Annotated in this window: 18 protein-coding genes; 11 read left to right on the top strand and 7 right to left on the bottom strand. The window is 70.2% G+C overall.

All coding sequences use genetic code 11. The features are described from left to right. Positions 1-43: 43 nt before the first annotated feature. The 3 genes from OG574_RS12120 to OG574_RS12110 all read right to left on the bottom strand — a co-directional run bounded on the left by OG574_RS12120 (position 44) and on the right by OG574_RS12110 (position 4,142). The gene (locus OG574_RS12120; RefSeq protein ID WP_326773212.1) at positions 44-1,417 is read right to left on the bottom strand and encodes a M60 family metallopeptidase; all 1,374 of its coding nucleotides are present in this window, start codon (positions 1,415-1,417) and stop codon (positions 44-46) included. Positions 1,418-1,935: 518 nt separating this feature from the next. Next, positions 1,936-3,030 carry a LacI family DNA-binding transcriptional regulator gene (locus tag OG574_RS12115; RefSeq protein WP_326778441.1) on the bottom strand — a complete coding sequence of 365 codons (1,095 nt, stop codon included), beginning with the start codon at positions 3,028-3,030 and terminating at the stop codon, positions 1,936-1,938. A gap of 125 nt (positions 3,031-3,155) precedes the next feature. Continuing rightward, positions 3,156-4,142 carry a hydroxyacid dehydrogenase gene (locus tag OG574_RS12110; RefSeq protein WP_398380248.1) on the bottom strand — a complete coding sequence of 329 codons (987 nt, stop codon included), beginning with the start codon at positions 4,140-4,142 and terminating at the stop codon, positions 3,156-3,158. A gap of 298 nt (positions 4,143-4,440) precedes the next feature. Here OG574_RS12110 and OG574_RS12105 point away from each other — a divergent pair, with 298 nt between their 5' ends. The 8 genes from OG574_RS12105 to OG574_RS12070 all read left to right on the top strand — a co-directional run bounded on the left by OG574_RS12105 (position 4,441) and on the right by OG574_RS12070 (position 15,355). After that, positions 4,441-5,397: an ABC transporter permease gene (locus OG574_RS12105; RefSeq protein WP_326773210.1), complete on the top strand. Its 957-nt coding sequence runs from the start codon at positions 4,441-4,443 to the stop codon at positions 5,395-5,397. Between the two features lie 91 nt (positions 5,398-5,488). Beyond that, a complete protein-coding gene (locus OG574_RS12100; protein ID WP_326778440.1) occupies positions 5,489-6,349 on the top strand; it encodes a carbohydrate ABC transporter permease in 861 nt (286 codons plus the stop codon). A gap of 65 nt (positions 6,350-6,414) precedes the next feature. Further along, positions 6,415-8,088 carry an extracellular solute-binding protein gene (locus OG574_RS12095; protein ID WP_326773209.1) on the top strand — a complete coding sequence of 558 codons (1,674 nt, stop codon included), beginning with the start codon at positions 6,415-6,417 and terminating at the stop codon, positions 8,086-8,088. Then, complete coding sequence (locus OG574_RS12090; protein WP_326773208.1) at positions 8,085-9,527, top strand: M1 family metallopeptidase; 1,443 nt, start codon at positions 8,085-8,087, stop codon at positions 9,525-9,527. Before OG574_RS12095 ends, OG574_RS12090 begins: the two co-directional genes overlap by 4 nt. An 8-nt stretch (positions 9,528-9,535) precedes the next feature. After that, entirely contained in the window at positions 9,536-11,761 is a 2,226-nt protein-coding gene (locus OG574_RS12085; protein WP_326773207.1) for a right-handed parallel beta-helix repeat-containing protein, read from the top strand. Between the two features lie 212 nt (positions 11,762-11,973). Beyond that, positions 11,974-13,002 (top strand): L-threonine 3-dehydrogenase, encoded by a 1,029-nt coding sequence (gene tdh, locus OG574_RS12080; protein WP_326773206.1) that lies wholly within the window; start codon positions 11,974-11,976, stop codon positions 13,000-13,002. A 49-nt stretch (positions 13,003-13,051) separates the two neighbouring features. After that, positions 13,052-14,266 (top strand): glycine C-acetyltransferase, encoded by a 1,215-nt coding sequence (locus OG574_RS12075; protein WP_326773205.1) that lies wholly within the window; start codon positions 13,052-13,054, stop codon positions 14,264-14,266. A gap of 189 nt (positions 14,267-14,455) precedes the next feature. After that, entirely contained in the window at positions 14,456-15,355 is a 900-nt protein-coding gene (locus tag OG574_RS12070) for a LysR family transcriptional regulator (protein WP_116507520.1), read from the top strand. Positions 15,356-15,375: 20 nt separating this feature from the next. Here OG574_RS12070 and OG574_RS12065 read toward each other — a convergent pair whose 3' ends face one another. Then, entirely contained in the window at positions 15,376-16,389 is a 1,014-nt protein-coding gene (locus OG574_RS12065) for a LacI family DNA-binding transcriptional regulator (protein ID WP_326773204.1), read from the bottom strand. Positions 16,390-16,649: 260 nt separating this feature from the next. On the opposite strand from OG574_RS12065, the gene OG574_RS12060 reads away from it, so the two are divergent. The 3 genes from OG574_RS12060 to OG574_RS12050 all read left to right on the top strand — a co-directional run bounded on the left by OG574_RS12060 (position 16,650) and on the right by OG574_RS12050 (position 19,462). Beyond that, positions 16,650-17,513 carry an ABC transporter permease gene (locus OG574_RS12060; protein WP_326773203.1) on the top strand — a complete coding sequence of 288 codons (864 nt, stop codon included), beginning with the start codon at positions 16,650-16,652 and terminating at the stop codon, positions 17,511-17,513. A 61-nt stretch (positions 17,514-17,574) separates the two neighbouring features. Next, complete coding sequence (locus OG574_RS12055; protein WP_100591729.1) at positions 17,575-18,603, top strand: ABC transporter substrate-binding protein; 1,029 nt, start codon at positions 17,575-17,577, stop codon at positions 18,601-18,603. Between the two features lie 37 nt (positions 18,604-18,640). Beyond that, on the top strand, positions 18,641-19,462 hold the full coding sequence (locus OG574_RS12050; protein WP_326773202.1) for an ABC transporter ATP-binding protein: 822 nt from the start codon (positions 18,641-18,643) through the stop codon (positions 19,460-19,462). 518 nt (positions 19,463-19,980) lie between these two features. On the opposite strand, the gene OG574_RS12045 is transcribed toward OG574_RS12050, so the two are convergent. The 3 genes from OG574_RS12045 to OG574_RS12035 all read right to left on the bottom strand — a co-directional run bounded on the left by OG574_RS12045 (position 19,981) and on the right by OG574_RS12035 (position 20,839). Continuing rightward, entirely contained in the window at positions 19,981-20,151 is a 171-nt protein-coding gene (locus tag OG574_RS12045; protein ID WP_326773201.1) for a hypothetical protein, read from the bottom strand. Between the two features lie 191 nt (positions 20,152-20,342). Continuing rightward, the gene (locus OG574_RS12040) at positions 20,343-20,657 is read right to left on the bottom strand and encodes a hypothetical protein (RefSeq protein WP_326773200.1); all 315 of its coding nucleotides are present in this window, start codon (positions 20,655-20,657) and stop codon (positions 20,343-20,345) included. After that, the gene (locus tag OG574_RS12035) at positions 20,654-20,839 is read right to left on the bottom strand and encodes a hypothetical protein (RefSeq protein WP_326773199.1); all 186 of its coding nucleotides are present in this window, start codon (positions 20,837-20,839) and stop codon (positions 20,654-20,656) included. The genes OG574_RS12040 and OG574_RS12035 overlap by 4 nt, the downstream gene beginning before the upstream one ends. Between the last annotated feature and the right edge of the window lie 155 nt (positions 20,840-20,994).

The raw sequence follows: 20,994 nt of genomic DNA, 5'->3' as shown, positions 1-20,994 counted from the left end.
CTCCGGGTCGGTCGCGTCGGTCGCGTGAGTCGCGTCGGTCGGGTCAGTCGGTCAGCGTGGCCGGTTCGACGGTCGGCTTCGGCAGCTGGAGCGCGGCGATCTCGGCCAGTCCGGTGGCGTCGATGGGGAAGGCCCAGTCGCGGACGAAGAAGTCCGTGAGGTCGCGGCCGGAGACACGGCTGGCGTAGGTCGACAGGGCGCGGTACCGCTTGGCGGTCTCGGTGTAGTCGGACTGCGGGTTCTCCTCGCGCACAAGCCGGTGCAACCGCGGCCAGAAGTCGTCACCGAAGGCCAGCTCCAGCTGCCGCAGCGGCACGAGCTTCTCGTAGGCGCCGAAGGACTTCTCGTACGTCAGCCCGTCCGTGCCGAACTTCGCGCGTGCGGACTGGAAGGGGTTGAGGCCGGTCTTCGGGTCGACGGTCAGAAGGTTCGACGGCTGGCCAAGGGCCCGCTGCACCGCGAGCGAGTAGATGTTGACCGTGACCTCGGTCAGGCCCGTCGGCTTGTACGCCATCTGCTGATGCAGGTGCCCGAGCTCGTGGTAGAGGCCCCAGCCCCGGGTGCGCAGCCCGTCGACGGTGGTGGCGCGGTCGAGATAGGCGCGCGGGAAGCCGTTGTAGCCGTGCGTGGCGTAGGCGCCGACTCCGGACGGGACCACCGACACCTCGGTGAAGTGGTAGCCGCCCGCCTTCGGCCGGTGCACCGGCTTCGAGCCGTCGAGCCCGCTGATTTGCGACTCGGCCTCGATGATCTGCTCGACGAGCCGGAGCAGCGCCGCGTGGTCCTGGTCGCGGTACAGGAGCGCGCCGTCGCGCGTCAGCGTCATGATGGTGCGCGGCGCGTGCAGCTCGACCACCGGCACGTCGGTGAGGGTGTCCAACTGCCGCTGGTAGTCGGCCTCGGAGGTGCGGCCGAGCGTGAAGACGGGCATCGAGGTGGCGCCCGACCTGAACTTCACGGCGGCGCGCTCGCCGTGGCCTTCGAGGGAGAAGTAGACGGGACCGCCGTGCGGGTCGGTGACCGTGTTGGCGCCGGGCTTCAGCGCATAGCTGCGGGGCTCCGTCACTGTGCCGTAGTAGTCCCACTGCCCGATCCAGAGCGTGGGCACGAGGCCGTCGTGGGGCAGCACGTCGAAGCGCAGTGCGGCCCCGGCGGGGACGTACTGCCCGGTCGGCTGGAACTCGGTGGCGCGCAGGGCCTGTCCGAGGCGGAGGCGCTCCGTCTCGGCGGAGGGGCGTGCGATGAGCGGGACGGTGAGGCCGGCAGCGCGCACGGAGTGGGCACTTGCGGTGCCGGTGCCGAGCAGCGTGGCGGCTCCCGCGCCGGCCAGGGTGGCGAGCACCCCACGACGGGAGAAGCCCGAGGTGGCGGGGGTGCCGGCGGGGACAGCAGCGTCGGCCGAGGCGGCGGAAGGCATACGGGCAGGGCGCATCCAGAGACTCCCATGGGGATCAACAGCATCGGAGTGATGTGCGGGCTGCGCGCCAGCATGTAAGCGTTTGCTATCCCGCCGCAAGGGGGCCCGGCAAGTTTCTGTCTGTTACTACGACCTGAGGGCGAAACCGGTGAACAACGCCCGGGCGGAGAGCCGTCGAACGCTGCCGAGCGGACCGACAAGCGGACCGGCAAGCTGAACGCCGAGCGAACCGGCAAGCTGAACGCCGAGCGGACTGGCAAGCTGAACGCCGAGCGGACTGGTAAGCGGACCGCCGAGCGGGACTCCAAGGGGACCTCCAGGCGGGGCTCCAAGGGGAACGCCAAGCGGAGCCCTGAGCGGAACGCCAAGCGAACCGACAAGCGGACCGCCGAGCTGACCGCCGAGCGGGACTCCAAGGGGGACCGCCAGGCGGGCCTCCAAGGGGACCGCCACCCGGAGCCCAGAGCGGAACGCCGGCCGGCGCGCGGCTCACACCCGGCGCCACCGCACCCAACGGCTCACACCCGGCGCCGCCGCCCCCCACGCGGTGCCCCCACGGATTCGCGTACCACCAGATGTGTACCGAGGCGCAGCGTGCCCGTCGTCGGGGCCCGCCAGTCGTCCTCGTCGCCGCCCGCGAGGGCGACGCGGACGGCCTGGCGGCCCATCTCCTCGAGCGGGATGTGGACGGTGGTGAGGCGCGGTCGCAGCTCCTGCGCCACGGGCACGTCGTCGTAGCCGACCAGGGAGACGTCCTGCGGCACCCGCAATCCGGCCTCCTCCAGGGCCTGGGCCGCGCCCGCCGCCACGATGTCGTTGGCCGCGAAGACGGCGGTGAACTCCGGCCCGTCGCGCAGCAGTTCCGTCATCCGGCGATGGCCGAACTGGCGGCTGAACGCCCCGGGCTGTACGAGCGCCGGATCGCGCGGCAGCCCGCGCTGTTCCAGGGCGCGACGGTGGCCGGCGATCCGTTCCTTGGTGGTGGAGAGCCCCGGCGGCCCGCCCAGGTACAGGATCCGCTCGTGGCCCTCGGTCAGGAGGTGGTCGGTGATCGCGAAGGCGCCGCCCTCGTTGTCGTACTCGACCCCGACCGTGGGCGCGTCCTTGCCGAGGGAGGGTCGGCCGCACAGCACGAGCTTCGAGCCGCCGGCGTCCAGTTCGCGGGCGCGGCGTGCGAGTTCCGTGCGGTAGCCCCGGTCGGCGACGCTGCCGCCGACGAGGATCACCGCGTCGGCACGGCGCTCGTGCATCAGCTCGATGAAGGCCAGCTCGCGCTGCGGGTCGCCCTGGGTGCTGCAGACCAGGCAGAGCCGGCTGCCCGCCGTCGCCTCGCGTTCCACGCCGCGCGCGATGTAGGCGTAGAAGGGGTCGACCACGTCGCTGATGATGATGCCGACCGTGCGTCCGGAGACACCGGCCAGGGCGCGGGCATGGGCGTTGACCACATAGCCCAGCTGCCGCATGGCCTCCTCGACGCGCTCGCGGGTGGCGGCCGCGACCGGGTAGTTGCGGTTCATCACGCGGGACACGGTCGCGGTCGACACGCCCGCGAGACGCGCCACGTCCACGACGGTCGCGCGCCGTCCGTTCGCCGTCGAGCCCTGCCTGGGCATCCGGACCTCCCCCTGGTCGTCGCGGTCGTCATGGTCGTCCTGGTCACCGGTCTGCGCGGCGGGTCCCGCGACCCGTCCCGCGACCGTTCCGTGCGCAGAGCCTATGGCGTCCGCCGGGCGCCCGTTCACGCGATGCGCTCCAGTTCCTCCAGGAGTACGGGGTGGTTGAGCGGCACCCCGCGCGCGTAGCGGGCGAGTTCGTCGACCGCGAGGGCGCCGAGCCGTCCCACCTCGTTGCCCTGCGCCCCCGCCATGTGCGGGGTGATGAACACGTTGGGCAGGTCCCACAGGGGGTGGTCGGCGGGCAGCGGCTCGGGGTCCGTGACGTCGAGCACGGCATCGATCCGGCCGCTGACCAGGTGCAAGGTGAGGGCTTCGGTGTCGACGAGCGGGCCGCGCGCCGTGTTGATCAGCAGGGCGCCCGGTCGCATCAGCGCGATGCGCCGCTCGTCGAGCAGATGATGCGTGAGGGCGGTGGACGGCGCGTGCAGGGTCACGACGTCGCTGGTGGCGACGAGGGTGTCGAGGTCGGTGCGGGTGGCCCCGAGCAGCTCCGCCTCGGCGGCGCTCACGTACGGGTCGTGGAGCAGGACGTCGGCGTCGATGGAGCGCAGCAGCTGGATGACCCTGCGGCCGGTGCGTGACGCGCCGACCACGCCGACGGTGATGCCGTGCGTGCCGAGCCAGTGGTGGCGGTCGAGGTCGGCCGCGGTGCGGTGGGAGCGGCGGGAGCGGAACAGCTGGGCGAGCGGGAAGGCCCGCTTGGCGCCCATGATGATCGCCGCGAGAGTGAACTCCGCGACGGGTACGGCGTTGGCGGCCGCTGCCGACGACACCGCGATGCCGCGCCTGTACGCCTCGGGGGTCAGGAACGTCTTGACCGTGCCCGCCGAGTGGATCACCGCGCGCAGCCGCGGCGCCCGGTCGAGCACGTCCGTGTCGATGTGCGGGCAGCCCCAGCCGGTCAGCAGGACCTCGCACTCGGCGAGCGCGGCCACCGCCTCGGGGCTCCCGAACTCGCCCACCACCTGTGGCGGCCGGATGTCCGCGGACTCCTCGAGCCGCAGCCGTACGGCGGGCGGAAAGACATCGTCGAGCAGGCCCGCGTCCATCGCCAGGACGGTACGGGGCCTGCGTGGGGGCCGTGTGGAGCCGGCGGAGTCGGCCTGGACCGGCGACTCGTCAGTGGTACGCACCCTGCCTCCGGACAGTAAACGTGTTCTATGAAGTCACCGCACGCTAGGGATCACGAGGGGTGAGCGTCAAGCATGCCGACCCTGACCCTCGGCCGTCTTAGCCCGAAATAGTGCCAAATACCCGTCAGGAACGGGCAGTTGAAAAACTCGCTTAACCCAGGTGTTGCCCAGACCTATTGACGTGAGGGGTAACCGATTACTAACTTGCCGCCCCATGGCTGATACAACGCCCTCCCCGCCGCGGGCAGTTCACCGCCTCTCGCTGGGGCAGCGGCTCAAGCGGGACAAGGTCATGCTGCTGCTGACCCTGCCGGGCCTGCTCTATTTCTGCGTGTTCCACTACGTGCCGCTCCTCGGCTACGTGGTGGCGTTCCAGGACTACCAGCCGTACCTGGGCTACATGCGCAGCGCCTGGGCGGGCGTCTCGAACTTCACGTCCGCCTTCGCCGACCCGGCGTTCTGGTCGGCGACCGGCAACACGCTGAAGATCGCGCTCGTCCAGCTGGTGTTCTTCTTCCCGGTCCCCATCGCCCTCGCGCTGCTGCTCAACAGCATCGTCAGCGACAAGGTCCGCCGGTTCGTGCAGAGCGTCGTCTATCTGCCGCACTTCATCGGCTGGGTCATCATCGTCTCGATCTTCCAGCAGATCCTCGGCGGCGCCGGCGTCCTGCCCGACCTCCTCGGCCAGCTCGGCCTGCCGCGCTACGACATGACGACCGACCCGGCCGCCTTCCCCTGGCTCCTCACTCTCCAGGTGGCCTGGAAGGACGCGGGCTGGGGCACGATCATCATGCTCGCCGCCCTGCTCAACATCGACCGGGGCCTGTACGAGGCCTCGGCGATCGACGGGGCGGGGCGCGCCCGGCGCCTGTGGCACGTCACGCTGCCCGGCATCTCCCCGGTGATCATCCTGCTCCTGATCCTCAACCTGGGGCAGATCCTCTCCGTCGGCTTCGAGCAGATCCTGCTCCAGCGCGACGCGGTCGGCCCCGCCGCCGGTGAAGTCCTCGACACCTACGTGTACTTCCACGGGATCAAGAACAACGACTGGGGCACGTCGGCGGCCGTAGGACTGGTCAAGGCGGTCATCGGCACCGTCCTCGTACTCGGCGCGAACAAGTTCGCCCACCGGCTCGGCCACGAAGGGGTGTACCGCGGTGCTGACCGCTGAGACGCAGACAGCGGCCGCCGGACGCCGCGATCGCAAGCCGGCCGCTCCTGCCGAAACCGGCATCAGGGTGTCCGACGGCCGTCCGCCCTGGATGGAGAAACCCACCCGAACCGGCCTGCTCCTCAAGGGACTTGTGCTGGTCCTGGTGGTCGCGGCCGTCGCCTACCCACTGCTCGGAGTGATCGGCACGAGCTTCGCCTCGCAGTCCGACATCATCCGCAGCCCCGGCCTCGTCCTGTGGCCCGACCACCCGACCCTGGAGGCGTACCGCACGGTCTTCAGCGGCGGCGTCGTCACGCACGCGCTGCTCGTCTCCGTCGGCGTGACCCTCGTGGGCACCGCGACCAGCGTCCTCGTCACCATCGGGATGGCGTACGGGCTCTCGCGCCGCGAGGTCACCGGCTCCCGCTTCATCCTCATGACGGCCCTGTTCACGATGCTCTTCGACCCGGGCATCATCCCCAAGTTCCTCACCATCAAGGAACTCGGCCTGTACAACACCCTGGCCTCGCTCGTGCTGCCCACCATGGTCAGCGCGTTCAACCTGGTCGTCCTGCGCTCCTTCTTCATGAACCTGCCCGAGGAGCTGTACGACGCCGCGAAGGTGGACGGCGCGGGCGACCTGCGCACCCTGGTGCGCATCGTGCTGCCGCTGTCGAAGGCCGTCATCGCCGTGATCAGCCTGTTCTACGCGGTGACGTACTGGAACGCCTTCTTCAACGCGATGCTCTACCTGAGCGACAACGACAAGTGGCCGCTCTCCATGGTGCTTCGCACCTTCGTCCTCCAGGGCCAGTCCCTCGAAGGCGCCTCGGCCGGTGAGGCCCTCGCGCCCCAGCAGGCCGTGCAGATGGCCGTCTTGGTGATCGCCGTCGTGCCGATCCTGTGTGTCTACCCCTTCCTCCAGCGCTACTTCACCAAGGGCGTCCTCACCGGCGCCATCAAGGGCTGACCCCGCGCAGTCCCCGCTCGCACCCCCCCCGCGCTCATGTCCCCTCCGTCACCGAGGAGTTCACCGTGCCGCGCTCCACCCCCATCAATCGCAGAACCCTGCTGAGGACGTCCTTCGGCCTGGGCCTCGGACTCGCCGCGGCCCCGCTGCTGACCGCATGCGGTGACGGCGGCGCCGCCGAGAAGTCCGCCGCGAAGAGCCGCAAGGTGCTGCCGTCCACCGTCACGGCCAACACCGTCAAGGCCGACCTCCCCGGCACAGCCGCCGGTGTGCCCAACGCCTTCTTCAGCTACCCGAAGACCCCGGTCCGCTCCGTCGAGGGCACTCCGCTCAAGGGCGCCAAGACCGTCAAGGCGTTCACCGAGACCTACGCGCCGCCCGCCCCGGCCCGCGCCAGGAACGCCGCCTGGCAGGCGATCGAGAAGCGGCTCGGCGGCACGGTCGACATCACCGCCGTGGCCGCCGACGACTACCCGGCGAAGTTCTCGACGATGGTCGCGGGCGGTGACCTCGCTGACGTCTTCATGTATCCGGAGACCGGCGGAGTCGACCACAAGGCGGCCTTCCTCGCCGCCGAGTGCGCCGACCTGACGCCGTTCCTGTCCGGCGACAAGGTCAAGGCGTACCCGAACCTCGCGGAGATCCCGGCGAGCGCGTGGCAGCAGGGCCTGTACGGAGACACGCTGTACGGCGTTCCGATCACGCGCTACGGAACCTCCGGCGCCGGCTTCTACCGGCACGACCTGTTCAAGGAGGTCGGGGTCGACAGCCTCGACCAGATCACCGACCTGGACCGCTTCTTCGAGGTCTGCAAGGAGCTGACGCAGCCGAAGAAGAAGCAGTACGCGATCATCGCGGGCGCCACCAGCATGCTCGCCATGTCGGCAGGCGCGCCCTACTTCTGGTCGATGGACAAGAAGACCGGCAAGTTCACCGCCGACCTCGAGACCGACGAGTACCGCTCCGCCGTGGAGATGGCGGCCAAGCTCTACAAGGCGGGCTGCTACTACCCCGGCACCCTCGCCATGACCGGCGCCCAGAAGGCCCAGTACACGGACCTCTTCAAGAACGGCAAGGGCGCGTACGTCTACGACGGCATGCCCGCCTACCTCCAGCCCTCCAGCGGTTACGTCGACGCCATGGCCGCCATCGACAAGAGCTATGACGTTCGGCCCTTCGTACCGATCGGCGCCAAGGCGGTCACCTGGACCGACAACGCCACGCTCAGCGAGTCCTTCGTGAAGAAGGCTCCCAAGGCGCGCGTCGAGCAGATCCTTCGCCTCCTCGACTTCATCGCCGCGCCGTTCGGCACCGAGGAGTACACCCTCATCAACTTCGGGGTGGAGGGCGCCGACTTCAAGCGCGACGCCAAGGGCATCCCCGTACTCACGCCCACCGGCAGCCAGGACATCGGCGTCCCCTGGGGCAAGCTCGCCTCCGCCGTCCCGGCCCTGTTCTCGCCGACGTCGAAGGACGCGGTGACGCACGCGCACGAGGCGTACACGAAGCTCATCCCGATGCTGGAGAAGTCCGACTACCTGGACTACACGTCCCCCACCTGGGACTCGAAGGGATACGGCAGCCTCTACACGCTCAAGCTCGACGGGCTCAAGGACATCGTCTCCGGCCGCAAGTCCATGAAGGACTACGACGCCCTGGTCAAGGACTACCTCGCCAAGGGCGGGGAGCAGTGCCGTTCCGAATTCGAGGACGCCGCCCAGAAGGGAACCGGCAAGTGACCCGCACCGTACGCGCCGCCATCGCCACCGCCGCGGCCGCCGCGACCCTCGCCCTGGCCGCGCCCGCGCAGGCGCACCCGTTCGACCCGAGGCCCGGCGCGGACGGCGTCGGGGATCCGCTGTTCCCCACGCTCGGCAACGGCGGCTACGACGTCCGGCACTACGACCTCTCGTTCGACTTCACGCCGGTGACGTACGACTTCACCGGCACCATGAAGATCAGCGCGAAGGCCACCCAGGACCTCTCCTCCTTCAACCTCGACATCGACTCGCTCGCCATCGACGCGGTGAAGGTCAACGGCAAGGACGCGGCCTTCGCCGTGTCGCTCGGCAAGAGCGGCCAGGAGCTGACGGTCACGCCGGCCGGCGGCCTGCACGACAACCGGTCCTTCGAGGTCGCCGTCACCTATCACGGCAACGGGAAGACGAAGCCGATCGGCGTCCCCGGCTGGCGCTACATGAGCGACGGTGGGTTCGCCTCCGCGGCGCAGTCGTCCCGCGCCGACACGTTCGCGCCCGTCAACGACACGACGATGGACAAGGCGAGCTGGACGTTCCACCTCACCGCCCCCGACGGCTGGACGCCTGGTGCCAACGGCACCGCGACCGGCACCCGCCCGGCGGGCGCAGGGAAGACCACCTCCGACTTCCGGCTCGACGCGCCCATGGCCTCCGAACTCCTCGGCATCTCCGTGGAGAAGCAGACCCTCCTGACCGGCAAGGGGCCGCACGGAGTGAAACTGCGCCACTACGTCCCCGACGACCAGGTCGCCACGTACCGGCCGATCGTCGAGCAGACCGGCGGCCAGATCGCGTGGCTGGAGAAGACCCTCGGCGTGCGCTTCCCGTTCGACACCTACGGGATGCAGATCGTCCGTGACGGCTACAGCGACGCGTTGGAAAACCAAACCCTGTCACTGTTCGGGCCGGGCTGGTTCAAGGACGCGTCCACGTCGACGACGTACACGAACGTCATGGTCCACGAGATGACCCACCAGTGGTTCGGCGACTCGGTCACGCCCACCACCTGGCAGAGCGCCTGGCTGAACGAGGGGCCCGCCGTCTACTACGCGGCCCTGTGGGCCGACCAGCAGGGCACCGCCTCCATGGAGGACAAGATGAGGGCGGCGTACGGGAAGCTCGACGCCGTCCGCAAGACCGACGGGCCGCCCGGACTGCCCACCGAACTCGGCGGGTTCAACATCTACGACGGGGCCGCCGTCGTGCTGTACGCCCTCAACCAGCAGGTCGGCCAGGACGACTACGACGCGATCATGAAGTCCTGGCTCACGAAGCACCGGCACGCCAACGCCGACTCCCAGGACTTCATCGACAACGCGGTACGGGTCACACACGACCCGTCGCTGCGGCCCTTCCTGGAGGACTGGTTGTTCAGCAAGGACAACCCGCCCATGCCCGGCCACCCCGACTGGAGCTGACGCCGACCATGAACGGCACCCGCATCGCCGTCGCCCTCGCCGCCACGGCCGCCCTCCTGTCCACCGCCCCCGCCGCACACGCCGACCCGTCCCCCCGCGTCCTGCACGCCGCCCCCGACGGCTCCGGCACTGCCTGCACGCACGGCCGCCCCTGTTCCCTCGACGGCGCCCGCGACGCCGCCCGCACCGTCGAGGGGCGCGATGTGCGCGTCGAACTCGCCGACGGCACCTACGCGTTGAGCAGATCCCTGGAGCTCGGCGCGGCCGACTCCGGGCGCGACGGGCACACGGTCACCTGGACCGCCGCGCGAGGCGCCCACCCCGTCCTCTCCGGCGGCAGGACCCTCAAGAGCTGGGACAACAACACCGACGGGACCTGGACCACGCACGTCCCCGAAGGCGTCACGCCCCGCCAGCTCTTCGTCGACGGGGTACGAGCCGTGCGGGCACGCGGTGCCTCGTGTGCCGCCTCCGTGTGCGACGCCACCAAGACCGGCATGACCGGCGCGACAGCCACCGGCATCGCCTCCTGGGCCCGCCCCACCGACGCCGAGGCCGTCATCAGCGTCCGCTGGCGCAACTACCACTGCCGCATCGACTCCGTCACCGGCGACGTCCTGACCTTCGCCCAGCCCTGCTGGACCAACTCCGCATCCGGAACGAACCGCACGGGCCCCGCCTGGGACACCACCACGGTCGACTCGTCGCGCTACACGAAGGTCGCCTACTTCGAGAACGCGCCCGAACTCCTCGACCAGCCGGGCGAGTTCGTCTGGAACTCCGACGCCCGCACCCTCACGTACCTGCCGCGCAAGGGCGAGGACATGCGCCGCGCCAAGGCCGTCACCCCCGCCACCGAGCGGCTCCTCGTCCTCGACGGCGCCCACGACGTACGCGTCGAGGGCATCGGCCTTCAGTACGCGGCCTGGCACCAGCCCTCCACCGACGAGGGCTACGCCGGGATGCAGGCGGGACTCGTGCTCACCGGCGCCACCGGCCCCGTCGATCACGCGGGCCGCTACTACACCAAGCCCTCCGCCGCCCTCACCGTGCGCGGCGGCAGGCATGTGGCCGTCGACCAGGTCGAGTTCAGCCACCTCGGCGGCGCCGGCGTGGTGTTCGAGGCCGGTACGCAGGACTCGATGGTCACCCGGTCCCGGTTCACCGATCTGTCCTCCGGAGCCGCCTACATAGGGGACACGGAACCCATGCCGGCCGCTGAACTCGTGGGTGCGCGCAACACGGTGGCGTACAACGCCATCCGCCGCACCGGAGTGGAGTTCACCGACGCCGTCGGCATCTGGGCCGGCTACGAGGCCGCCACCGTCATCGACCACAACACCCTCGACGACCTGCCCTACTCGGGCATCTCCGTCGGCTGGGGCTGGAACCAGCCCGAGGCGCAGAAGTCCGTCCTGCGCGACAACCGGATCACGGACAACCGGATCACGAACGTCATGCGCGTCGAGCACGACCAGCACGACGGCGGCGCCATCTACACCCAGGGCGCCCAGCCCGGCACCGTCATCTCCGGCAACTACATCAACCGCAGCGCCTTCGGCAACACCGAGCGCGACGGCAACGGCATCTACCTCGACGAACAGTCCAGCCACATCCGCGTCGAGGGCAATGTCCTCACCCGGCTCGGCTACAAGTGGGTGTCCAACTGGGCCGACTACGGCATCGACAACCACGCCACCGGCAACTGGACCGACACCGACGCCCCCGCACTCGCCGGCACCGGCTCGGCGATGACCGACAACCACACCAAGCTCGACCGGCTCCCCGCCGACGCGCTGAAGGTCGCCGCCACGGCGGGAGCCCAGGGTCACGGCCGCGTCGAACAGCTGCGCCCCGACCTCGCCCGCACCGGCACCGCCTCGCAGTCCTCCACGGACGGCACCGCCACCGCGGCCGCCGCGACCGACGGCGACACCTCCACCGACACCCGCACCCTGTCCGAGCCGGGCGCCTGGTGGCAGGTCGACCTGGGCTCCGTCCAGCATGTCGGCCAGGTCGAGGTCTGGAACAACATCTCGATGACCACGACCGGCTTCGACGTCCAGCTGTCCCGCACGGCGGACTTCGCCGACACCACCACCCTCCACGTCCCGGGCAAGGCCCTGCGGCCCACCGTCCTGGACGCCGGCAAGGGCACCGAGGCCCGCTACGTACGGATCAAGCTCACGGGAACGGGACGCGTGGCACTCGCCCACGTACTGGTCCACCCGTAGCTCCGGTGGCGGCCTGAAGGAAACCTGCGGCGGCGCTTAAGAAATCCTCGATGGACCAAGAGCGCCGCCGTACGGCAGATTTGCCCCGTCGGCAGCAGGGCGCGCCGTAGCCGCACCAAGGCGCCCGCCCGTGCTGTCATTTCACTCTTCCCCTCGCACGGCGGTCGGTCCCGGCCTGCCGCGACGCGGGGTGCGACGACGGGAGCGGTGCGTTGAAGGCGCTGGTCAAGGAGAAGTCCGAGCCGGGTCTGTGGCTGACGGACGTGCCCGAGCCGTCCATCGGCCACGGAGATGTGCTGATCAAGGTCCTCAGGACCGGGATCTGCGGCACCGACCTCCACATCCGCAACTGGGACGGCTGGGCGCAGCAGGCGATCAGCGCGCCGCTGATCGTCGGCCACGAGTTCGTCGGCGAGGTCGTCGAGACCGGCCGTGACGTCGCCGACATCGCCATCGGCGACCGCGTCAGCGGCGAGGGCCACCTCGTCTGCGGCAAGTGCCGCAACTGTCTCGCCGGGCGACGCCACCTGTGCCGCTCCACGGTCGGGCTCGGCGTCGGACGCGACGGCGCGTTCGCCGAGTACGTCGCCCTGCCCGCCACCAACGTGTGGGTCCACCGGGTACCCGTCGACCTCGACGTGGCCGCGATCTTCGACCCGTTCGGCAACGCCGTGCACACCGCCCTGTCGTTCCCGCTGGTCGGCGAGGACGTCCTGATCACCGGCGCGGGCCCCATCGGCCTGATGGCCGCGGCCGTCGCCCGGCACGCCGGCGCCCGCAACGTCGTCGTCACCGACGTCAGCGAGGAGCGGCTCGACCTGGCCCGCAAGATCGGCGTCAGCCTCGCCCTGAACGTCGCCGAGTCGACGATCGCCGAGGGCCAGCGCTCCCTCGGCCTGCGCGAGGGCTTCGACGTCGGCCTGGAGATGTCGGGCAACCCGGTCGCCATGCGCGACATGATCGCCAACATGACCCACGGCGGCAAGATCGCCATGCTCGGTCTGCCTGCCGAGGAGTTCGCCGTCGACTGGTCGCGGATCGTCACCTCGATGATCACGATCAAGGGCATCTACGGCCGCGAGATGTTCGAGACCTGGTACGCGATGTCGGTCCTCCTGGAGGGCGGCCTCGACCTCGCCCCCGTGATCACGGGCCGCTACAGCCACCGTGACTTCGAGGCGGCCTTCGACGACGCGGCGAGCGGCCGCGGCGGCAAGGTCATCCTCGACTGGACCGTCTGACCCGGCCGGCCCCGACCTCCCGACCGACCTCTTCTTTAAAGGAAGACGCATGTTCAACTCCGTACGCGAAGACATCCAGGCCACGCTCGACGAGATCGCCGCCGCGGGCCTGCACAAGCCCGAGCGCGTCATCGGCACCCCGCAGTCCGCGACGGTCGCCGTCACCGCGGGCGGCCGCCCCGGCGAGGTCCTCAACTTCTGCGCGAACAACTACCTCGGCCTCGCCGACCACCCCGAGGTCATCGCCGCCGGCCACGAGGCACTCGACCGCTGGGGCTACGGCATGGCCTCCGTCCGCTTCATCTGCGGCACCCAGGAGGTCCACAAGGAGCTCGAGGCGCGCCTGTCCGCGTTCCTCGGCCAGGAGGACACGATCCTCTACTCCTCCTGCTTCGACGCCAACGGCGGCGTCTTCGAGACGCTCCTCGGCGAAGAGGACGCCGTCATCTCCGACGCGCTGAACCACGCCTCGATCATCGACGGCATCCGCCTCTCCAAGGCCCGCCGCTTCCGCTACGCCAACCGCGATCTCGCGGACCTGGAGCAGCAGTTGAAGGAGGCGCAGTCCGCGCGCCGCCGCCTCATCGTCACCGACGGCGTCTTCTCCATGGACGGCTACGTGGCGCCGCTGCGCGAGATCTGCGACCTCGCCGACCGCTACGACGCCATGGTCATGGTCGACGACTCGCACGCCGTCGGCTTCGTCGGCCCCGGCGGCCGCGGCACCCCCGAGCTGCACGGCGTCATGGACCGCGTCGACATCATCACCGGCACTCTCGGCAAGGCGCTCGGCGGCGCCTCCGGCGGCTATGTCGCGGCCCGCGCCGAGATCGTCGCGCTGCTGCGCCAGCGCTCGCGCCCGTACCTCTTCTCCAACAGCCTCGCCCCGGTGATCGCGGCCGCGTCCCTCAAGGTCCTCGACCTCCTGGAGTCGGCGGGCGAGCTGCGCGAGCGGCTCGCCGCGAACACGGCGCTCTTCCGCACGCGCATGGCGCAGGAGGGCTTCGACATCCTGCCCGGCGACCACGCCATCGCGCCCGTCATGATCGGCGACGCGTCCGTCGCGGGCCGCATGGCCGAGCTGCTCCTGGAGCGCGGCGTGTACGTGATCGGCTTCTCGTACCCGGTCGTCCCGCAGGGCAAGGCCCGCATCCGCGTCCAGCTCTCCGCGGCGCACTCCACCGAGGACGTGAACCGGGCCGTGGACGCCTTCGTCGCGGCGCGCGCGGAGCTCGACGGGGAGTCCGCCGGGGCGGCGAGCTGACCTGGGGCCTGTCCGGCCGATCATGCCGGCGCACGGGGTCTGGCACGCCCTCCCCAAGCTCCTGAGGAGCAGCGGGACCCCCATGACCCCGTTCGCCGGCACGGACATTCACGGCCACCCGGTTCCGGCCTGATCCGCCGGGCGGGCCCCGGTTCGGACATCGGCGGCACATTTGGGAGAATCGGTCGCATGATCGAAGCGCGGCGGCTGCACATCCTCCGTGCGGTGGCCGACCACCGCACCGTGACGGCGGCTGCCGCCGCGCTCTATCTGACCCCGTCGGCGGTCTCCCAGCAGCTGACCGCCCTGGAGCAGGAGACCGGCCACCGGCTCGTCGAGCGGGGCGCGAAAGGCGTCCGGCTCACCCCGGCGGGCGAGATCCTGCTCACGCACACGAACGCGGTCCTCGCCCAGCTGGAGCGGGCGGAGGCCGAGCTCGCCGCGTACAGCTCGGGGGCGGCCGGCACGGTCACCGTCGCCGCGTTCGCCACCGGGATCGGCCTGGTCGTCGCACCGGCCCTGACCCGCCTCGCGCGGACGGCGCCCGGCATCCGCATCCGCGTCCAGGACGCCGAGGGCGACGCGAGCCTGCCCATGGTCCTCGACCGGCAGGTCGACGTCGCGGTCGCCGTCGAGTACCGGGGGGCGCCGGGCGCGGACGACGCCCGCCTCACGCGCGTACCGCTGTACGCGGAGCCGTTCGACGCGGTGCTTCCCGCCGCGCACCGGCTCGCGGCGTCCGACCGGGTGCCGCTCGCCGAGCTGGCCAAGGACACATGGATCGGCCCCTTCCCTGGCAACCCGTGCCACGACGTGGTGGTCCTGGCCTGCGAGCACGCCGGTTTCCAGCCGCGGGTCGAACACTCCTCGGACGACTTCCGCGCCGTCGTCGCCCTCGCCTCGGCGGGCGCGGGCGTCGCCCTGGTGCCGCGCTCGGCGCTGCGCGGCATGGACCTGTCCGACGCGGTCGTCCGCCCGGTCGACGGGGTGGCCCCGACCCGCAGGGTCTTCGCGGCGGTCCGCTGCGGAGCGGAGGAGCACCCCTTGATCAGGCCGGTACTGGAGGCGCTGGGGGAAGCGGCGGAGTAAGCGGGCCCGCAGGCCCCGGGTCACTCCGGTGTCCCCGTGCTCGCCCGTATCCGCACCTCACCCACGATCCGCTCCACCCGCGAGCGCGGCCCCCGCGGTTCGCGCAGCGCGAGGTCGAGGGCGGCGCGGCCCATGCCGGTCAGGGGGAGGGCCACCGTCGTGAGGGGCGGGGTCAGTTCGCGGACCAGCGGGATGTCGTCGAAGCCGGCCAGCGAGATGTCCTGAGGGACGCGCAGCCCGTGGTCGCGGAACGCGGCGAGCGCCCCCACGGCCATCACGTCGGTGACGGCGAAGACGCACGTGGGCCGGGGTGCGCGGCGCAGCAGTTCGCTCGCCGCCGCGTATCCGCCGTCAAGCGTGAAGGCGCCCTCGACGACCCGCTCGTCCGCCAGCTCGACCCCCGCCTCGGCGAGACCTTGCCGGAATCCGGTCAGCCGGTCCGCGACGGTCGTCAGCCGTGCGGGCCCGGCGAGCACCCCGAACTCCCGGTGCCCGAGGCCGAGCAGGGCCCGGGCGAGCGCCGCCGCCCCTGCCCGGTTCTCCGGCAGTACGGTGTCGACGCGCAGACTGCGGTGCCGGCTCACGACGGCGACCCGGCCCCCGCCGCGTAGGTAGGGAGCGATCTCGGACTCCAGCGAACGCTCCCACGCGGGGTCCTGGAAGCCGGAGCCGATGAGCAGGATCGCGCGGGTCCGCTGCGCGCGCAGCATGGAGATGTACGCGATCTCGCGCTCGGGCGCGCGGAACGTGCTGGACAGCATCACCAGCAGCCCGCGCTCGGCGGCCCGCGCCATGATGCCGCTGGCGATCGCGGCGAAGTACGGGTCGCCCACGTCGTGGCAGATGACGCCGACCGTGTTGTTGGAGGCGCTGGCGAGGGCCTGCGCGTGGGCGTTCGGGATGTAGCCGAGTTCGTCGGCCGCGGCGCGGACCCGGCGTAACAGGTCGTCGCGGACGCGGGTGGTTCCGTTCAGGGCGCGGGACGCCGTCGCGGGGGAGACCCCCGCCGTGCGGGCCACCGCGTCGAGAGTCACGTGCGGTTCTTGCGGGTGCCCGTGCGGTTCGCTCACTCTGCCCCCTCGGATTCCGGTCGCGGCACCGGTCGCAGGAAACTTCGGAACGGCCTATTGACCCTGTGCTCCACGAGTCATTAGCGTGGCTGACATCGTACCAGAAAGCGCTTTCTGAAAGCGATTTCCCCTCTTCGTTACCGTCCCACCTGTTGTTCCGTTACCTCGGGAATTCTGTTACCTCAGCTCTCCTCAACTGCCTCCCGATTCCGTAGGAGTTCATCGTGAGTCAGAGCACACTGCCAGCAACTCCCGCCAAAACAGCGGGAGTTGCCGACCGGCAGGGGCCCGGTCTCGGCCGGCGTGCCGCGGACATGGCCGAGCGGAGCTGGCGCCCGGTCGCACTGCTCGTCGTCTGTTTCGTCGCCTGGTGGGTGATCGCCGCGGCTGAGCTGGTCGAGCCGTATCTGGTGCCGTCGCCGGGCCGGACCCTCGACGTCATCCTCGACAAGCCGGACTACCTCTGGCAGCACACCTGGGTGACCACGTACGAGACGCTGCTGGGCTTCGTCATCGCCGTGGGCGTCGGCATCTTCTCCGCCGTGATCATGGTCTACTCGTCGACCGTCGAGAAGACCCTCTATCCGATCCTGCTCTTCGCCCAAGTCGTCCCGAAGATCGCGATCGCGCCGCTGTTCGTGGTCTGGCTCGGCTTCGGCATCGCGCCGAAGATCCTCATCGCCGTACTCATCGCGTTCTTCCCGGTCGTCATCTCGATGGTGACCGGACTCAAGGCCGTCGACCCGGAGATGCTCCAGCTCTCCGCGACGATGGGCGCGAGCCCTTGGCAGACCTTCCGGAAGATCCGCTTCCCGGCCTCCCTGCCGCACCTGTTCTCCGGCCTCAAGGTGGCCGTCACGCTCGCCGTCACCGGCGCCGTCGTCGGCGAATTCGTGGGCGCCAACGAGGGGTTGGGCTACGTCATCCTCCAGGCCAACGGAAACCTCGACACCCCGATGCTCTTCGCGGGACTGCTCGTCATGTCCTTGATCGGGGTCGTGCTGTTCGTCCTCGTCGAGATCGCCGAGAAGCTGCTCCTGCCGTGGCACGCGAGCCGCCGCGACGTCGCGGCGACCACGGCGTACTGAACGCCGGCACCCCGGGAACCTCCCCGGACCACTCACCGACCGTCGCGAGAAGGGCCGCCCCATGCACGCGCGCAGACTCCTGACCGGACTCGTCCCCCTGACGCTCGTCGCCCTCACGGTGACGGCCTGCGGCGACGACTCCGGCTCCACGTCGACCAGCGACTCCGGCAAGAAGCTCGACAAGGTCACGCTGACGCTCAACTGGTACCCGTACGGCGAGCACGCGCCGTTCTACTACGGCAAGAAGCAGAAGATCTTCGAGAAGCACGGCATCGACCTGGAGATCCGTGCGGGACAGGGCTCGCAGAAGACCGTGCAGGCCACGGGCGCGGGCCAGACCGACTTCGGCTGGGCCGACACGCCAGCGGTGCTCGCGGGCGTGGACCAGGGCGTCAACGTGAAGAGTCTCGGCGTGTTCCTCCAGACGACGCCCGCCTCGGTGCAGTCCTTCGCGAGCCAGAACATCAAGTCCCCGTCGGACCTCAAGGGCAAGACCATCGCGGGGACGGCGGGCGACGCGCTCTCCAAGACGTTCCCCATCTTCCTCAAGAAGAACGGTCTCTCCGAGTCGGACGTCAAGGTCCAGAACACCGACCCCGCCGGCAAGATCGCCGCCGTCATCTCGGGCAAGACCGACGCCCTCCTCGGCTACGCGAGCGACCAGGGCCCCACCATGCAGGACAAGGCCAAGAAGGACGTCTCGTACCTCCGCTTCTCCGAGCACGGCCTGAACTTCTACTCGAACGGGCTCATCGCCGGCCCCAAGACCCTTCAGGGCAAGGGCGATCTGGCCAAGCGCATGGTCGAGGCCGTCAGCGAGTCCTGGGCCGCCGCGGAGAAGAGCCCCGAGCCGGCCGTCGCCTCCATGAAGGGCGCGTCCGAGCAACTCCCGCCGGAGAACGTGCTGTCCGAGCAGTTCAAGACGACCCTGACCCTCCTGCACACGGACGCGACGCAGGGCAAGGCGCCCGGCGCCAACACCGAGGCCGACTGGCAGCAGACCATCGACGTCTTCGCCCAGGCCGGCATGGTCAAGAGCGCGAAGCCGGTGGCGGACTACTGGGATTCGGCCAACGGGATCAAGGGCTGAGCACCCGTCCCGTACAGCCCACAAGGAGAGCTGCACCATGCCGAAGGACGCGACACTGAAGAAGGCCGGTACAGCGAGCGCACACGTCGGGCCCGCCGTGCGCGTGGCGGACGTCGACGTCCGCTTCCGGACGAAGAAGAAGGACGTCACCGCCCTCACCGACGTCTCGCTCGACGTCGCCTCGGGCGAGTTCGTCGCCATCGTCGGACCCTCCGGCTGCGGCAAGTCCACGCTCCTCAAGCTCGTCGCGGGCCTCCTTTCGCCCTCGTCCGGTGAGGTCAGCCTCTACGGCGAGCAGGTGCGCGGCCCGCGCCACGACATCGGGTACGTGTTCCAGCGCGCGGCCCTCCTGGAGTGGCGCTCGGCGCGCCGCAACATCCTCCTCCAGGCGGAGATGCGCGGCATGGCCACCGAACCGGCACGCGCGCGTGCCGACGAACTGATCCGGATGACGGGGCTCACCGGCTTCGAGGACGCGTATCCGCACGAGCTGTCGGGCGGGATGCAGCAGCGGGTCGCCCTGTGCCGGGCCCTGCTGCACGAGCCGCCCGTCCTCCTCATGGACGAACCGTTCGGCGCGCTCGACGCGCTCACCCGCGAGCAGCTCAACGTCGAGATGAACCGCATCTGGCGCCAGACCCGCACCACTGTCCTCCTGGTGACCCACTCCATCCCGGAGGCCGTCTACCTCGCGGACCGCGTCGTCGTCATGAGCCCACGTCCCGGCACCGTCACCGAGATCATCGACGTCGGCCTGCCGGCCGAGCGGGACTACGCGCAGACGCTCGCGACCCCCGAGTTCCGCACGGCGACGGGCCGCATCCGCGAGCTCCTGGGGGCGGTCTCGGCGCACGACTGAGCGCACACCGGCACGCCTACGACGTGCACGTACGCCTTACGCGCACGGCAGCGACCGTTCCTGAACAGCATCCAGGACATGAGTCTTGGACTCATGTCCTGGAACTGCGCCCATCCCGAACGGTGTTGGATGCGCTGGTCTCCCGCGTTCTCGTTGTCCAGGTCAGGCGAGGCGCATCGTGTGCACGCTCCATGACGGGACGGCGGGGGTACCTCACGCACTGAGACACGGTGATCGGCCTGGACGGTCCGATGCCCACGACGATCGCTCCGGTCGTAGCCGGGCGGTGTCGTCCGCCGCCGGATCGAGTAGCCGAGGGCGCGCCTACCGATCACCACCGAAGCGGCGTCATAGCGAGTCATCATGCGCGTTGCGCTAGTGGGGGCCTGCGCCACTACTCACCGCCCCACATGGAGGTACACACCGCATCCACGGCGACGCCACCCGTCCCCGATGTCGTCGAAGAGAGCAAGCCTCTCCTAGCGACGCACCGCACACGTGTCGCGGCGTTACGGGCGTCAGAAAGAGCTGATGATCAGCCATGCCGCGACGCCGAGCACCGCCAGGTACCCACCGACGGAGATCGTCTTGCCTGCCATGACATGTCCGGCGTCCTCGATCCAGGTGCCGATGACGCCGACCAGCGGCGCTCCTGCGATGATCAGCAGGATCCCTATCAAGAAGCCCATCTGCGCCCCCAGTTGACATCTATGCCCCGTGATCCGACGGCGAGCCTAGGGGCCGTGGGGCACCGCCGGAAGGGCTCTCCCATGACAGGGGCCAAGCCGCCCGCTATGACATGTGCGGCTGCATCTTCAACGGCACCGCCACAGCTGCAGCCCATGCCATCCGACTCCCGACGAGACCGCTCGGACAAGATTCACGGCGTACCGCCGCGCTCGCGCTTACCACCGGCGCGCTGCCCCACCATCATGACGATGAAGCCGGCCACGAGAATCGCGCTGCCGACCAGCGGTGCCGACGGCCAAATGCCCGAATCGCTGATCAACACCCCAAAGGCCGCCTCCCAGCACAGCGCGAAGGCCACCGTCAGCTGTCCCCAGCCGTAGATCCGCGGGGCGTGAACATGGCGGCGGTTCATGGGGGGCACCCAGCCGCGAGTAACCGCCGCAACGCCGGAGGCAGCGTAGAGCAACGCCAACAGCACAAGAGGCACAGCGATGTACAGCGTCACGGTCTCTCCCCTGCGTGCCGGGCCCATGCCCGACGGCAGCGTGATGATGGCACCCGGCGCATCGCACGTCCATAGCTCCGCAGGCCCCGTGACCCGCCGGAACGGCCCTGATCGAGGACGCCGAGCTCCGTGTCCGGCCGGCAGCGCGGGCAGACGGCGACGCCCTCGGCGAGCGCGCGCAACGCCTGATCGCGGTCGACACCCCGGGAACGTCTGCCCGCACGAGATCCACGGCGACGAGTCCGGCCCGATTATCGAGACTGCCGAGCTGTCGGATCGGACGAGCTTGAACTACACGCCGTCCGTGATCAGTACGGCGATGGCGAGTGCGAAGGTG

The organism is Streptomyces sp. NBC_01445 (genome assembly GCF_035918235.1).
GTDB lineage: Bacteria > Actinomycetota > Actinomycetes > Streptomycetales > Streptomycetaceae > Streptomyces.
Note: the sequence above shows the minus strand (reverse complement) of the source record. Positions and strands in the feature narration are given on the sequence as shown.